The 16,016-nt window shown below is 39.2% G+C and carries 9 protein-coding genes and 1 pseudogene; all 10 read left to right on the plus strand.

The genetic code is table 11. The features are described 5' to 3' along the window. Positions 1-140, plus strand: a pseudogene (locus AX663_RS08835) (phosphoglycerate mutase); the annotation flags it as partial. 346 nt (positions 141-486) lie between these two features. After that, on the plus strand, positions 487-2,043 hold the full coding sequence (locus tag AX663_RS08840) for a 2-isopropylmalate synthase (RefSeq protein WP_004182645.1): 1,557 nt from the start codon (positions 487-489) through the stop codon (positions 2,041-2,043). Positions 2,044-2,061: 18 nt separating this feature from the next. Further along, a complete protein-coding gene (gene leuB / locus AX663_RS08845) occupies positions 2,062-3,099 on the plus strand; it encodes a 3-isopropylmalate dehydrogenase (RefSeq protein WP_002890787.1) in 1,038 nt (345 codons plus the stop codon). 4 nt (positions 3,100-3,103) lie between these two features. Next, positions 3,104-3,385, plus strand: coding sequence for a DUF1294 domain-containing protein (locus tag AX663_RS08850; RefSeq protein WP_037598114.1), 282 nt, complete (start codon positions 3,104-3,106; stop codon positions 3,383-3,385). Positions 3,386-3,415: 30 nt separating this feature from the next. Next, positions 3,416-4,807, plus strand: a complete 1,392-nt coding sequence (gene leuC / locus AX663_RS08855) for a 3-isopropylmalate dehydratase large subunit (protein WP_037597711.1) — start codon at positions 3,416-3,418, stop codon at positions 4,805-4,807. 11 nt (positions 4,808-4,818) lie between these two features. After that, positions 4,819-5,409, plus strand: a complete 591-nt coding sequence (gene leuD / locus AX663_RS08860) for a 3-isopropylmalate dehydratase small subunit (protein ID WP_002890790.1) — start codon at positions 4,819-4,821, stop codon at positions 5,407-5,409. A gap of 168 nt (positions 5,410-5,577) precedes the next feature. After that, positions 5,578-8,688, plus strand: a complete 3,111-nt coding sequence (locus tag AX663_RS08865; protein ID WP_060973266.1) for a DNA polymerase III subunit alpha — start codon at positions 5,578-5,580, stop codon at positions 8,686-8,688. Between the two features lie 93 nt (positions 8,689-8,781). Next, complete coding sequence (gene pfkA, locus AX663_RS08870) at positions 8,782-9,801, plus strand: 6-phosphofructokinase (RefSeq protein ID WP_045768842.1); 1,020 nt, start codon at positions 8,782-8,784, stop codon at positions 9,799-9,801. A gap of 69 nt (positions 9,802-9,870) precedes the next feature. Next, positions 9,871-11,373 (plus strand): pyruvate kinase, encoded by a 1,503-nt coding sequence (pyk, locus tag AX663_RS08875; protein ID WP_002890793.1) that lies wholly within the window; start codon positions 9,871-9,873, stop codon positions 11,371-11,373. A gap of 749 nt (positions 11,374-12,122) precedes the next feature. After that, the coding region (locus tag AX663_RS08880; RefSeq protein ID WP_197414220.1) for a CshA/CshB family fibrillar adhesin-related protein at positions 12,123-16,016 on the plus strand (3,894 nt) is incomplete at its 3' end.

Consider the following 16,016-nt stretch of genomic DNA (forward strand, 5'->3'; position numbering starts at 1 on the left):
CAATCCGTGCCCTTGTAAAACACATCAAACAATTGTCAGATGACGAAATCATGGACGTTGAAATTCCAAACTTCCCACCTTTGGTATTTGAATTTGACGAAAAATTGAACGTTGTTTCTGAATACTACCTCGGAAAATAAGCTGAGATAAGTAGTTATCATTAACAAATAAAAAGTTGACTTTGGTCAGCTTTTTTCTTTTCTTGAAAATAAATGTAAATAGTGGTCAGAAAAGTCAGTCAATTCAGTAATTTTTCCTTGACTTTCAAGTTGGAAAGATGTATCATATTAACCAAGATACATCGAAAGGAAATGAGTCAAATGACATTCGCAACTACAACTGTTTTGCTATTGCGTAATGAGGGCTAGTGCAAAAGCATTAGTCCTGTTTGGCTTACCAAGCGGGAGGTAAAAACATCTCGCTTGGGTTTCCGAGTGAGATGTTTTTTTACTACTATCGTTTTTACTTTTAGAAAGAGGATTGTCTATGCGTAAAGTTGAATTTTTTGATACAAGTCTTCGTGATGGGGAACAAACACCAGGTGTTAACTTTTCAATCAAAGAAAAAGTTGCCATTGCTAAGCAACTTGAAAAATGGGGAATTTCTGTAATCGAAGCAGGTTTCCCTGCAGCTAGTCCAGATTCATTTGAGGCAGTAAAACAAATTGCAGAAGCTATGACAACAACTTCTGTTACTGGTTTGGCTCGTTCAGTAAAATCTGATATTGATGCTTGTTATGAGGCTTTGAAAGATGCCAAGTATCCACAAATTCATGTCTTTATCGCAACAAGTCCAATTCACCGTGAGTTTAAATTGAAGAAATCAAAAGAAGAAATTCTTGAAGCTGTAAAAGAGCATGTATCATATGCACGTTCAAAATTTGAAGTTGTTGAGTTTTCACCAGAGGATGCTACTCGTACGGAGCTTGATTTCTTGACTGAAGTTGTTCAAACAGCGGTTGATGCTGGTGCATCATATATTAATATTCCAGATACAGTAGGATTTACGACTCCAGAAGAGTTTGCACGTATTTTTGATCATTTGACTGAAAATATTAAATCAGACCATAAAGTTGTTTTTGGTGTTCACTGTCACGATGACCTCGGTATGGCAACTGCAAATACTTTGACAGCAATTAAACACGGTGCTGGACGTGTACAGGGAACTGTTAATGGTATCGGTGAACGTGCGGGTAATGTTGCTCTTGAAGAAGTAGCTGTTGCTTTGAAAATTCGTGAAGACTTTTTCCAAGCAACAAGTGATATTGTTCTTAATGAAACAATGAATACTTCAGAGCTTGTTTCTCGCTTCTCTGGAATTCCTGTTCCTAAAAATAAAGCTGTTGTTGGTGGAAATGCCTTCTCTCATGAATCAGGTATCCACCAAGATGGCGTTCTTAAGAACCCACAAACTTATGAAATTTTCACACCAGAATTGGTAGGTGTGAAGAGTAACAGTCTTCCTCTTGGTAAATTGTCAGGACGTCATGCCTTTGTTGAAAAATTGAAAGAACTTGAGCTTGACTTTGTGGAAGAAGATATCAAACCACTCTTTGCCAAATTTAAAGTCTTGGCTGGGAAAAAACATGATATTACTGACGCAGATATTCGTGCACTTGTTGCTGGTACAAGTGTAGATAATCCAGAAGGTTTCCACTTCGAAGATCTTCGTTTGACTACTAATGCTGATGAAACAATCACTGCTACAGTAAGCTTGGCTAATGAAGATGGTGAATCTGTTGAATTTTTGGCAAATGGCCAAGGGTCAGTTGAAGCTATCTTCAATGCTATTGACAAATTCTTCAACCAAACAGTTCGCTTGACTTCTTATAATATTGACGCAGTAACTGATGGTATTGATGCGCAAGCGCGTGTACTTGTAACTGTAGAAAATGTAGATACAGATACTATTTTCAATGCATCTGGTTTAGACTTTGACGTCTTGAAAGCATCAGCAATTGCCTATATCAATGCTAATACATTGGTTCAAAAAGAAAATGCTGGTGAGATGGCACGTAAGGTTTCTTATCGTGACCTTCCATAAGCCGAAGAGGAGTTAAACATGACAAAGAAAATTGTAACACTTTCAGGTGATGGAATTGGACCTGAGATTATGGCAGCAGGTCTTGAAGTTCTTGAAAAAGTAGCTTCAAAAATTGGATTTGATTACGACATCGATGCTAAACCATTTGGTGGTGCTGGCATTGATGCCGAGGGTCATCCACTTCCTAAGTCAACTTTGGATGCTGCTAAATCAGCAGATGCTATCCTCTTGGCTGCAATTGGTGGACCTAAATATGACAATGCGCCAGTTCGTCCTGAACAAGGACTTTTGGCCATTCGTAAGGAGTTGAATCTCTTTGCTAATATCCGTCCTGTCCGCATCTTTGATGCTTTGAAACACTTGTCACCTCTTAAACCTGAGCGTATTGAGGGCGTAGACTTCGTCGTTGTTCGTGAGCTCACAGGTGGTATTTACTTTGGTGAGCACATTTTGGAAGAAGATAAAGCTCGCGATATCAATGATTATTCAGCAGATGAGATTCGTCGTATCATGCGTCGTGCCTTCAAGATTGCTCAAGGTCGTGGCAAAAAGGTCACTAGCATTGATAAACAAAATGTTTTGGCAACTTCTAAATTGTGGCGTAAGGTTGCTGATGAAGTTTCTTTGGAGTTTCCAGATGTAACCCTTGAACATCAGCTCGTTGATAGTGCCGCAATGATTATGATTACCAACCCAGCTCGTTTTGATGTGGTTGTGACAGAAAACCTTTTTGGTGATATCTTGTCTGATGAATCAAGTGTCCTTCCAGGAACTTTAGGTGTTATGCCATCTGCCAGTCATTCTGAAAATGGTCCAAGTCTTTATGAACCTATTCATGGTTCAGCACCAGATATCGCTGGTCAAGGTATTGCCAATCCAATTTCAATGATTTTGTCAGTAGCTATGATGTTACGTGAAAGTTTCAATGAAACTGAAGGGGCAGAATTGATTGAAAATGCTGTTGATAAGACCTTGAATCAAGGCATCTTGACACGTGATTTGGGTGGTCAGGCTTCGACTGCTGAAATGACAGCAGCTATTATTGGCAATCTCTAAACTCATGACACTAAAACTAGTGTTACTAAGTGTTTTGTTGGTATGGAATATTGTCGTCTTATTGGTTTATGGCCTTGATAAACATAAGGCTATCCGACATAAGAGACGGATTTCTGAGAAGGCATTATTATTACAGACACTGATCTTTGGTGGTATTGGTGCCTTTCTAGGTGGGAGACTTTTTAGACATAAAATTAACAAATGGTACTTTAAGCTTTGCTGGCTTATAGGAATTGTTATAGATGTCTTTCTTTTATACCTTATTCTAACAAGACTTTCGGATTAGCTAATCCTTAGATTATAATTGGAGTATTTTATGAGCGGAAAATCAATTTTTGATAAACTTTGGGAACGCCACGTCGTTACTGGAAATGAGGGCGAACCACAATTGATGTATGTGGATCAGCATTATATTCACGAGGTTACAAGTCCACAGGCCTTTCAAGGACTTCGTGATGCTGGACGTAAAGTTCGTCGCCCAGATTTAACTTTTGGTACGACAGACCACAACGTTCCTACGGTTGATATTTTTAACATTCGTGACCTTATTTCTAAAAACCAAATTGATACTTTGGCGAAAAACGTTGAGGAATTTGGTATTGATGCGGCTACCCACGGTACTGCTCGTCAGGGGATTGTCCACATGGTTGGTCCTGAAACAGGTCGTAGTCAACCAGGAAAATTTGTCGTTTGTGGTGATAGTCATACGGCTACTCATGGTGCCTTTGGTGCTATTGCCTTTGGTATTGGTACATCTGAGGTAGAACATGTCTTTGCGACACAATGTTTGTGGCAAGTGAAACCGAAGAAAATGAAGGTTGAATTTGTTGGTAAACCACAGCCAGGTGTTTATTCAAAAGACTTTATTCTTGCACTCATTGCACGCTATGGCGTTGATGCTGGTGTAGGATACGCAGTTGAATATTGTGGTGAAGCTATCGATGCTCTTTCAATGGATGAACGCATGACCATCTGTAACATGTCTATTGAATTTGGTGCTAAGATGGGTCTTATGAATCCAGACCAAAAAACTTATGATTATGTTGAGGGGCGTCCATGCGCACCTAAGGGTGAGAAATTCGAAGAAGCAGTAGCCGACTGGAAAACTTTGGTTTCAGATCCAGATGCTGAATATGATAAAGTGATTACTATTGATGTTTCAGAATTGGCACCTATGGTTACATGGGGAACTAACCCTGAAATGGGTGTTGAGTTTGATCAACCATTCCCAGAAATCAAGGACTTTAATGATGAACGTGCCTACGAGTATATGGACGTTAAGCCTGGTGAATATGCTAAAGATATTGATCTTGGCTATGTCTTCATTGGTTCTTGTACTAACGCACGTCTTAGCGACCTTGAGTTAGCTGCTAAATTCGTTAAAGGAAAACATATCTCACCGACATTGACAGCTATTGTTGTTCCAGGTTCGCGTCCAGTTAAGAAAGAAGCTGAACGTCTTGGTTTGGATAAAATTTTCATGGATGCAGGATTTGAATGGCGCGATCCAGGTTGTTCAATGTGTCTTGGTATGAACCCAGACCATGTTCCAGAAGGTGTGCATTGTGCATCTACAAGTAACCGTAACTTCGAGGGACGTCAAGGATATGGTGCTCGTACTCACCTTTGTAGCCCAGCAATGGCAGCAGCTGCAGCAATCGCTGGTAAATTTGTAGATGTGCGCGATATGCCAGAAGTTCAAGCATAAGGGAGAAGATAATGGAAAAATTTACCGTCTATACAGGGAAATCAGTACCTTTGATGAATGATAACATCGATACGGACCAACTCATTCCCAAACAATTCTTGAAAGCTGTTGATAAAAAAGGTTTCGGTAAGAATTTGATGTTTGAATGGCGTTACCTTAATGATGATTACGATGAAAATCCTGATTTCGTCTTCAATAAACCTGAGTATCGCGATGCGACCATTTTGGTTACTGGTGATAACTTTGGTTCGGGGTCATCTCGTGAACACGCTGCATGGGCATTGGAAGATTACGGTTTCCGTTGTGTTATTGCTGGATCATTTTCAGATATTCACTATAACAATGAATTGAAGAATGGTATGTTACCAATCGTTCAACCCTTGGAAGTACGTCAAAAATTGGCTGCTCTTCCTGCAGGTGAGGAAATTACGATTGACCTTCCAAACCAAGTGATTAAATCTTCAGCAGGAGAGTTTCCATTTGATATCGATCATGAGTGGAAACGTAAATTGGTTGAAGGGCTTGACGATATTGGAATCACTCTTCAATATGAAGATTTGATTGCTGCCTATGAAAAACAACGCCCATCATATTGGCAATAAGAAACAATGATGTGTATGTAAAATAATAATGAGGACTTAAAAGAATGGGATAAGGACAATGTTTAAGGTGTTGTTCTATCTCATTCTTTTTGTTTGCAACAGTTAACATGGTAGAGGCGTTTTTACAAGGAGCGTATGCTATAATAGAAAGATAGAAAGGAGGCCTTCATGTTTGCACAATTGGATACAAAATCCGTCTATAGTTTCATGGATAGTGTTGTAGATTTGACCACCTACGTTGAGCGTGCCAAAAAGCTTGGCTATCAAGCCCTTGGCTTGATGGATCGTGACAATCTCTATGCTGCTTATCATTTTGCTCAGTTTGCAAGTAGCAAGGGTTTACGTCCTTTGATTGGTATGGAAGCTAATCTATTTTACGAGGGCAGAAAAATTCCTTTTCGTCTATTAGCAAAAAATAATCAGGGCTATAAAAATTTGATGAAGTTGGCAACAGAGCTCTCCTCAGGGCAACGCGAGTTTACAGCTTTTTCGGACTATCTGAATGCTATTGCCCTCATCCTTCCGAGTGAAGAGTGGGAGCCAGGAATGACTCTTGGTTCAGAGGTTTTTATTGGGATAAGGCCAGAAGATGCTGGCAAAGAGTTTGATTATCCTGTAATTCCTTTACATACAGTGCGTTATTTTGAGAATGTAGATCGCTCGACAATTCAGATGTTACACGCCATCTCACAAAACGTTTCCTTGTCAGAGGCCTCTATTTGTCCTATGAATCAGCTTCTTTTCTCGCCTCAAGAAATGGAAAGTGCATATAGTGATATTCCAGAGGCTTTGAACAATTTGGAGCAACTTGTTTCAGATATTACTTATCAATTTGATACGGATTTGAAGCTTCCCCGTTTTAATCGTGATATGCCAGCAGTTGACCAATTACGTCAATTAGCCCAATCTGGATTAGAAACTAAAAAGTTAAGCGCAGCAGTTTATCAGGAACGTTTAGACAAAGAATTGTCTATCATTCATCAGATGGGCTTTGATGATTATTTCTTGATTGTCTGGGACTTATTACGCTTTGGGCGTAGCCGTGGTTATTATATGGGAATGGGACGTGGGTCTGCTGCAGGAAGCTTGGTAGCTTATGTCCTTGATATTACTGGAATTGATCCCGTTAAAAATGACTTGCTTTTCGAGCGTTTTCTAAATGAAGAACGTTATAGCATGCCTGATATAGATATCGACCTGCCTGATATCTATCGAAGCGAGTTTCTTCATTATGTTAGGAACCGTTATGGTAGTAAGCACTCTGCTCAGATTGTTACTTTTTCAACTTTTGGGGCCAAACAGGCTATCCGAGATGTTTTTAAACGTTTCGGAGCCAAGGAATTTGAACTGTCACAACTTAGTAAAAAGATTTCTTTTCGTGACACCTTGACTTCTGTCTATGAGAAGAATATGTCATTTAGACAGTTGATTAATCAAAGACAAGAATTTCAGAGAGCTTTTGAGATTGCTAAGGCTATTGAAGGTCAGCCAAGACAGACTTCAATCCATGCTGCTGGTATTGTGATGAGTGACGATGACCTGACCAACCATATTCCTCTAAAAGCTGGTGAGGATATGATGATTACTCAGTACGATGCCTCCGCAATCGAAGCCAATGGCTTGCTTAAGATGGATTTCTTGGGCCTCCGTAATTTGACCTTTGTTCAAAAAATGAAGGAGAAACTTGAAGAAGAGCATGGAGTCGCTATAGATATCAAATCAATTGATTTGGAAGATCCACAGACCCTAGCTCTTTTTGCCAAGGGGAAAACTAAGGGAATATTTCAGTTTGAGCAGGCGGGTGCTATTAACCTTCTTAAACGGATTAAACCCGCTAAGTTCGAAGAAGTGGTAGCGACAACCTCTCTTAACCGACCTGGAGCTAGCGATTATACAGATAATTTCATCGCTCGTAAGTATGGTAAGGAAAAAGTAGATTTGATTGATCCAGTAGTTGCACCAATCCTTGAGCCTACGTATGGCATCATGCTTTATCAAGAGCAGGTTATGCAAATTGCCCAAGTATTTGCAGGCTTTACACTCGGAAAAGCCGATTTGCTTCGTCGGGCAATGTCGAAAAAAGATGCCAATGAAATGTCCAAGATGTCCGAAGAGTTCATGGAAGGAAGTCGTCGGTTGGGACGTAACCCACAGATTGCTGAAAGACTCTTTAGTATGATGGCTAAGTTTGCGGGTTATGGCTTTAATAGAAGTCATGCCTATGCCTACTCAGCTTTGGCCTTTCAGTTAGCCTATTTCAAAACGCACTACCCACAGATATTCTATGACGTTATGTTGAATTATTCGTCTAGTGATTACATTAAGGATGCAATTGAAAATGGCTTCTCCCTAGCTAGCCTCGATATTAATAGGATTCCCTATCTGGACAAGATTTCAAATGGAAAGATCGTATTAGGTCTTAAGACTATCAAAGGCTTACCAAGAGATTTTGCCCTTTGGATTATTGAGGATCGCAAACAAAATGGCAAATACATTTCTATAGAAGACTTTTTAACACGTATTCCTAGTAAATATCAGAAAGTCGATATTTTGACACCTCTTATTCAAATTGGTTTGTTTGATATTTTTGAACCAAACCGTCAGAAAATCATTGGCAATTTAAACAACCTCTTTACTTTTGTCAATGAGTTAGGAAGTTTGTTTGCAGAGTCCTCTTATTCTTGGGTTGATTATGAAGACTATAGCCAGACGGATCGTTATAATTTAGAACAGGAGTTACTAGGAGTTGGGCTTAGCCCCCATCCTCTACACCTAGCTCAAAAAATGGCCTCTCGTCCCTATCAACCAATTTCTGATTTGACTGTTAATAATAAGGCGACGGTTTTGGTTCAGCTAGAGTCCGTTCGAATTATCAGAACTAAAAAAGGTGATCAGATGGCCTTTCTGAACGTCACTGATGGGATCAATAAACTTGATGTCACCCTTTTCCCAGAAACCTATTTCTATCATAAGGATAAGTTGAGTGAAGGTGGTCTCTTTTATCTTGATGGACGGACCCAGGAGCGTGATGGACGCATTCAGTTAATTTTGTCCAACATGGAGGAAGCTAGTACGGAGCGTTTCTGGATTTTACTTGAGAATCATGATAAGGACTTAGAAGTTTCTCAAATCTTAGCTAAGTATCCCGGAAACATTCCTGTCATTATTCGTTATCAAGGAAGTAAGGAAACTATCGTTAGTCAAAGATATAAAGTAGCTAAGAACGAGGAACTTAATCAGGAATTAGCACCTTATGTGTTGAAAACGGTTTTACGATAAAAAAAAACAATAAATCTTTTCAAATTTAAAGCCATTTAGAATTCTTTGTGTTATAATGAAAATGTTAAATATATAAAAGGAGTATCAGGAATAATGAAACGTATTGCTGTTTTGACTAGTGGTGGAGATGCCCCTGGTATGAACGCTGCCGCTCGCGCAGTTGTTCTCAAAGCAATTTCTGAAGGAATTGAAGTATTCGGCATTAACCGTGGATACGCTGGTATGGTTGAAGGAGATATCTTCCAACTTGATGCTAAAGGCGTAGACAACATCCTAAGCCGTGGTGGTACTTTCCTTCAGTCTGCTCGCTATCCTGAGTTTGCCCAACTTGAGGGTCAACTTAAAGGTATTGAGCAACTTAAAAAACATGGAATCGAAGGTGTAGTAGTTATTGGTGGAGATGGTTCTTACCATGGTGCTATGCGTTTGACTGAACATGGTTTCCCAGCTGTTGGTCTTCCAGGAACTATCGATAACGATATCGTTGGTACAGACTATACAATTGGTTTTGATACTGCTGTTGCAACTGCAACAGAAGCTATCGATAAGATTCAAGACACTGCTTTCAGTCACGGACGTACTTTTGTCGTTGAAGTTATGGGACGTAATGCTGGTGATATCGCACTTTGGGCTGGTATTGCTTCTGGTGCAGACCAAATTATCGTACCTGAAGAAGAGTACGACATCAACGAAGTTGTCCGTAAAGTTAAAGAAGGTTACGAATCAGGTGCTAAAACTCACCACGTAATCGTACTTGCTGAAGGTGTTATGGGTGCGGAAGAATTTGCAGCGAAAATGAAAGAAGCTGGAGATACTTCAGATCTTCGTGCAACAAACATTGGACACGTGGTTCGTGGTGGTTCACCAACTGCGCGTGACCGTGTTCTTGCTTCATGGATGGGTGCACATGCGGTTGACCTCCTTAAACAAGGTATTGGTGGTGTAGCTGTTGGTATCCACAATGAAGAGCTTGTTGAAAGCCCAATCCTTGGTACAGCAGAAGAAGGCGCTTTGTTCAGTCTTACTGAAGACGGTAAAATTATCGTTAACAATCCACACAAAGCTCGTCTTGACTTTGCAGACCTTAACCGTTCATTGTCTAACTTGAGCTAATCTCAGTTACTTAAATTATTGTTAATCCGTCGCTAAGGCGACAAAAAATATAAGGGAGTTTTATTTATCATGAATAAACGTGTAAAAATCGTTGCAACACTTGGTCCTGCGGTTGAAATCCGTGGCGGCAAAAAATTTGGTGAAGATGGTTACTGGGGTGAAAAACTTGACCGTGAAGCATCTGCTAAAAACATTGCTCAATTGATCAAGGAAGGTGCCAACGTTTTCCGTTTCAACTTCTCACATGGTGACCACGCTGAACAAGGTGAACGTATGGATGTCGTTCGTATGGCAGAAGACCTTGCTGGTCAAAAAGTAGGTTTCCTTCTTGATACAAAAGGACCTGAAATCCGTACTGAATTGTTCGAAGGTGATGCTAAAGAGTATGCATACAAAACTGGTGAACAAATTCGTGTTGCTACTAAACAAGGTATCAAATCAACTCGCGACGTTATCGCTTTGAACGTTGCAGGTGCACTTGACGTTTTTGACGATGTAGAAGTTGGTAAACAAGTTCTTGTCGATGATGGTAAACTTGGTCTTCGTGTTGTAGACAAAGATGCTGAAAAACGTGAATTCATCGTTGATGTTGAAAATGATGGTATCATCGCTAAACAAAAAGGTGTAAACATCCCTTACACTAAAATTCCTTTCCCAGCACTTGCTGAACGTGATAACGCTGATATCCGTTTTGGTCTTGAACAAGGTCTTAACTTTATCGCTATCTCATTCGTACGTACTGCAAAAGATGTACAAGAAGTTCGTGCTATCTGTGAAGAAACTGGTAATGGACACGTTCAATTGTTGGCTAAAATCGAAAACCAACAAGGTATCGATAACATTGATGAAATCATCGAAGCTGCTGACGGTATTATGATTGCTCGTGGTGACATGGGTATCGAAGTACCATTCGAAATGGTTCCAGTTTACCAAAAAATGATCATCACAAAAGTAAACGCTGCTGGTAAAGTTGTTGTTACAGCTACTAACATGCTTGAAACAATGACAGAAAAACCACGTGCAACTCGTTCTGAAGTATCTGACGTATTCAACGCAGTTATCGATGGTACAGATGCTACAATGCTTTCTGGTGAATCTGCAAATGGTAAATACCCAGTTGAATCAGTTCGTACAATGGCTACAATTGATAAAAACGCTCAAACTCTTCTTAAAGAGTATGGTCGTCTTGATTCATCAACATTTGACCGTTCAACTAAGACTGAAGTAGTTGCGTCTGCAGTTAAAGATGCTACTAACTCAATGGATATCAAACTTGTTGTTGCTCTTACTGAATCAGGTAACACTGCTCGTTTGATTTCTAAATATCGTCCAGAAGCTGATATCTTGGCTGTAACATTCGATGAAATTACTCAAAAATCATTGATGCTTAACTGGGGTGTTATTCCAGTAGTTACTGAAAAACCAAGCTCAACTGATGATATGTTTGATGTTGCTGAAAAAGTTGCATTGGAATCAGGTCTTGTAGAATCTGGTGATAACATTGTTATCGTTGCTGGTGTTCCAGTAGGTACAGGTGGTACAAACACTATGCGTATCCGCACAGTAAAATAATTTAAGTAGAACTTAAATTGAAAGAAGGTCTTTGGATCTTCTTTTTTTGGCTCTATAATCGATTTAGTAGGTTAAACTATTGAAGAGATTATAGAGCTTTTTTCCTAGCTAGGTAAATGAATTGGATAATAATAACAAGTGAAAAAGTGAAGAATATCATATTTATTCCGAATGGTTTAAAGCAAGATGGCTGATTTGGTTTGTATTTTCAACAGATTTAGTTCTAAGTGTCATATGACTTAGAAGGTCTTTAGAGAAGAGGGAAATTATCTTTTCAAAGAAATTTTGTTTTTCTTGAAAACAACAGGATAAAAAAATGTCGTTAAATAGACTTCTAAACTATAGTTAAGATGGTTATAAGCTATATTTTTTAGAAGGACTGAGTAGATAACCAACCATTTTTATTTCAATAATGACTTATTAATTTAAAAGTTCTAATGAATTATTAATTCTGAAAATCGATTTTTGAAAAAAATGAAATCATAAGTTTCTTTTTACTGATAATTCTAAAAATAAATAATTATAAAATTATTAATTGAAACGTTTATAAAAATAGTAATATCTATAATCATTCTACTGTTTACATGATTATTTTTAAGTGAACCTTATAAAAAAATTGAAAATAAGAGCATTTCTTTTAACAAATATTAGGAATTTTGTTAAAATATTTAACGATTAGTATTTTTAAATACTTTTAATCTCATTGAGGGGTGAGATACTTAATAGTATAAGTGTGGAGGATTACCAAAGTGGGTAAAGATTTATTTAATGATAGTATAAGTCGATTTTCGATTCGTAAGCTGAATGTAGGGGTTTGCTCCGTTCTTCTTGGAACTCTGGTTATGGTTGGTACTGCTAGTCAAGTATCTGCCGATGAAACAGCTAACCTAGTCCAAGCAGGAGATGTAGCTAGCACTACTGCTACAGTGAGTGATGAGACATCTTCTCAGAATGCTGTTGCTACTCAAGCTTCGACGGAAGTCGCAAATCTCTTATCAAGTTATGAGACTAATAGTCAGTCTCAAACCGTTTCAAATGCTAGCGCAGCTACTTCTGAAACGTCTACAACACAAGCTTCTAGTGAGACAACATCTCAAGCAGCTTCGTCAACGTCAGCAAGTACTGCAGCATCTACCACTAGTGTTGCTGACTCTACAAGTGTAGGCAATACTACGGGAGTTTCAACGACAGCCTCTGTTACATCAGCATCATCTGAGACACCTGCTTCAGAAACAGCATCTGAAGCACAAGGTGTGGACGTTCAAGCAGAAGCTTCTACAACGAATGCTCTTTCAAGTGGTGCCGAAGCATCTGCTGTAGAGCAACCTGTTGTAACAGCAGAAACTTCTGGTCGACGTCGTACACGTCGTGCCCTTGGTGATGCCAATGATCCAAACTTGATTGGTGATGATGTAGAAGACGCAACCTCAACTCCAAAAGTTGAAAAACCAACAGAATTTTCTAAAATTAATGCAAAAGAACTAGTTAAACAAATTAACTGGTTAGATTTTGGAGATACAACTGCTTGGACCAATACTACAACATCTAAAGACGGTAGAACAGCTCTTCAAGTAGGATCAACTTACACTAAAGAAATTATGCCTGGATATATAGTTAACATTAAGGTTAAGAGTCTTAAACCATTCCAAGCAACTGAAATTTATAAAAACCGTATGGAAGCACAAGGTGCTACAGAAGCTGAAAAAGCTACATATGATCCAAATGCAAAAAATGGATACATTGGAACTATTGGAGATCCTACAACTAGAGCAGCTTTCGCAAACAGAGAAGAAGCATTAGTAGTAGCAGACGCTCAAAATCGTTGGACTGAAATTCGTCAAGAAGGAATTGATACTGGTTCAAAACGAACAACAATTTCATCAGAGTATAATGGTGCGAATATCGGTGTTCAATTTGAGATTTCTGCAACATTCCGTGGTAAATCAGTAAAACCTGCAGTAGTAGCTGCTGATGGTGAGTCAGCTAACCCTGGTGAATTAGTGTTATTCACTACAAATGGTGCTGGTTGGAAACATATCGGAGAATGGAAAAAAGCTTCTAATACTGAAACGTATGTAGTTCAAGACACACACAATTATTTTGATCCCGCAAATAACTATAGTAGATCAAAATTTGTTGATGTAAATGGTGCTAGAATATCAGGACTAAACTTGGAATTACTTCGTAATGCTAATGAGGTTGGCCCAGATAAAAAACCAGTAGCGTGGAAATACTTTGGTAGTCCAGACCAAGTTACGGGTGGATTAGGAACTGGAGTTTTCGGACCGAACGTGTCTGCTAGCCGTTTTTCAGTACCTCTAGTTATGACTCAAGGAGCTTCAGAAGTGGGACTTTATATCGCATCATCAGGTAAACAATCTGCTATGCTTGGATTCTTCCCTCTTGATGAAGGAGACGCTCCAGAAAGTTATGGAAAAGCACAACACTCAATTGGAACGGTAGACGGTGTAACAGGTACAAAACTTGCTCAACCATACTTAGGAACTGTAAGTCCTGATATGGATGAAAATAACGCAAATGACTGGACAGGTGATGATAACACTATTTCTGCTGATGAAGGTGTTGATCAAATCGTACCTGATAACTTAAAAGGTCAAACTAATGATATGATTAAATTAGACCGTACTCGTCCAGGAACGTATACTTTAGATGTTGAAGCACATACTGATGGTGCTGCTAAAGCGTATGTTTACGGTTGGATCGACTTTAACCAAAATGGAACATTCGATGAGGATGAACGTTCTGACTTGGCAACTGTTACAAAAGATGGAACAGTTAGACTTGAATTCAGAAATGCAAAAACAATGATTGATCCAAGTGTTACTGAATTAGGTACACGTGTTCGTATTGCTAGTAATCAATCAGATATTGAAAACCCAACAGGTTTAGCTTTATCTGGAGAAGTAGAAGACTTTAAAACTCAAATTACTTTCCCTCCAAAAGGTGAACGTAAAGAAACAATCGATGTTCAAGGAGCGACACAAACAGCAACAGTTGCTTTCACGGCTCAAGGACTATCCAAGTACAGCCGTGATAAAAATGCAGAAATCGATCAAACTGTAGCTCCAGTTATTATTGATAATAGAACGAAACAAGTAGTAAATCCAAAAGCTGATGGATATTATGTAATACCAGGAGAAGGTAAATATAAAATTACTCCAAACAGTAATAACGTAGATATTGAATTTACTCCAGAAGATAACTTTGTAGGAACTGCGAGCGGTATAAGTATCCGTCGTACAGATGATAATGGTTATACAACTGATTGGGTTTCTAAAGATAAAACATTATTACCATCAATTAATGAAGTGATGGATAATATGGATGGTCTTTACATTCCAACAGTAACACCTAAAAATATCGAAGGGGAAGACAAGAAATCTACGGATGTTCAAGGAGCTAGTCAAACTGGTACGCCAGAATTCGCTCTTGAAGGAACAAATAGTAATGGTGAGAAAGTTAAAATCACACCTGATTTTGATTATCCGGCTAAGTTTGTCGATCCAGCGACTGGAAATGTCATCAATGATCCTGTTTTGACTGTAGAAGGAGAAGGAATTTACTATCTAGACGAGTTGACTGGCAAGGTTACTTTTGTACCAGAACCAGGATTTACTGGAATTGCCAAGGGGGTAACAGTTTCTCTTACGGCTCCAGTTGGTCGTGACAAAGATGGTAGAGTGCCAGATAATGCTCTTAAGACTGCAACTGCTAAGTACACACCAACTGCCACACCAATCACAGTGACTCCTACAGACAAGGTTTCTGAGGATGTTCAAAATGTTCCTCAAACCCAAACTCCTACATTTGAGTTGAGTAACGACAAGGCTGCGAAAATCACAAGCAAGAAATTGGTGGATCCCGCAACTGGTCAACCGACTGATGAAACAACTGTAACAGTAGCAGGGGAAGGAACATACACAATCGATCCTACTACTGGTGCTGTGACATTTACTCCTGAAAAAGATTTTGTTGGAACAGCAAAAGGTGTAACTGTTCAAGCAACTGCGACTATTACCAATGCTAATGGTAAGACAGCAATAATTACTTCAGATGCGAAATATACACCAACTGTAGTGCCAGCTGTTCCAACTGAAAGCCCTGCAACTTCTAAAGATATTCAAGGGGCAACACAAACAGGGACACCAAGCTTTGCAGGAACGACTGTCCAAGTAAATGGTGAAGATAAAGCTATTACGATCAAAGATAATAGCTACACGCTTTTGGATAGTGATGGCAATGAAGTGACAAGTACACCAGCTTATGCCGCTGATGGTACAACTGAAATTGGTACTTACTCAATTGATTCAGCCACTGGTCAAGTAACCTTCACACCGACTGATAAATCATACACTGGTGCAGTCACACCAGCAAAGGTTCAAGCTGAAAGCTCAAACGCTATCAAGGTGGATACAACTTACACACCAGAAATCGTTCCAGTAACCCCAACAGCTACACCAGCTGAAACAACTGATATTCAAGGTGCGACACAAACTGGTAAACCTGAATTCAAGGGTGGAACTGTAACAGTAGATGGCGTTGAGAAAACAGTAGCTATCAATGAAGCTGTTCCAGCAACATTTGATGATGGCTCAACTACCAAGTCAGTTGATGGCGTTGGT

Origin of the sequence: Streptococcus sp. CCH8-H5, assembly GCF_001556505.1 — a bacterium.
In the GTDB taxonomy this organism is placed as follows: Bacteria; Bacillota; Bacilli; order Lactobacillales; family Streptococcaceae; genus Streptococcus.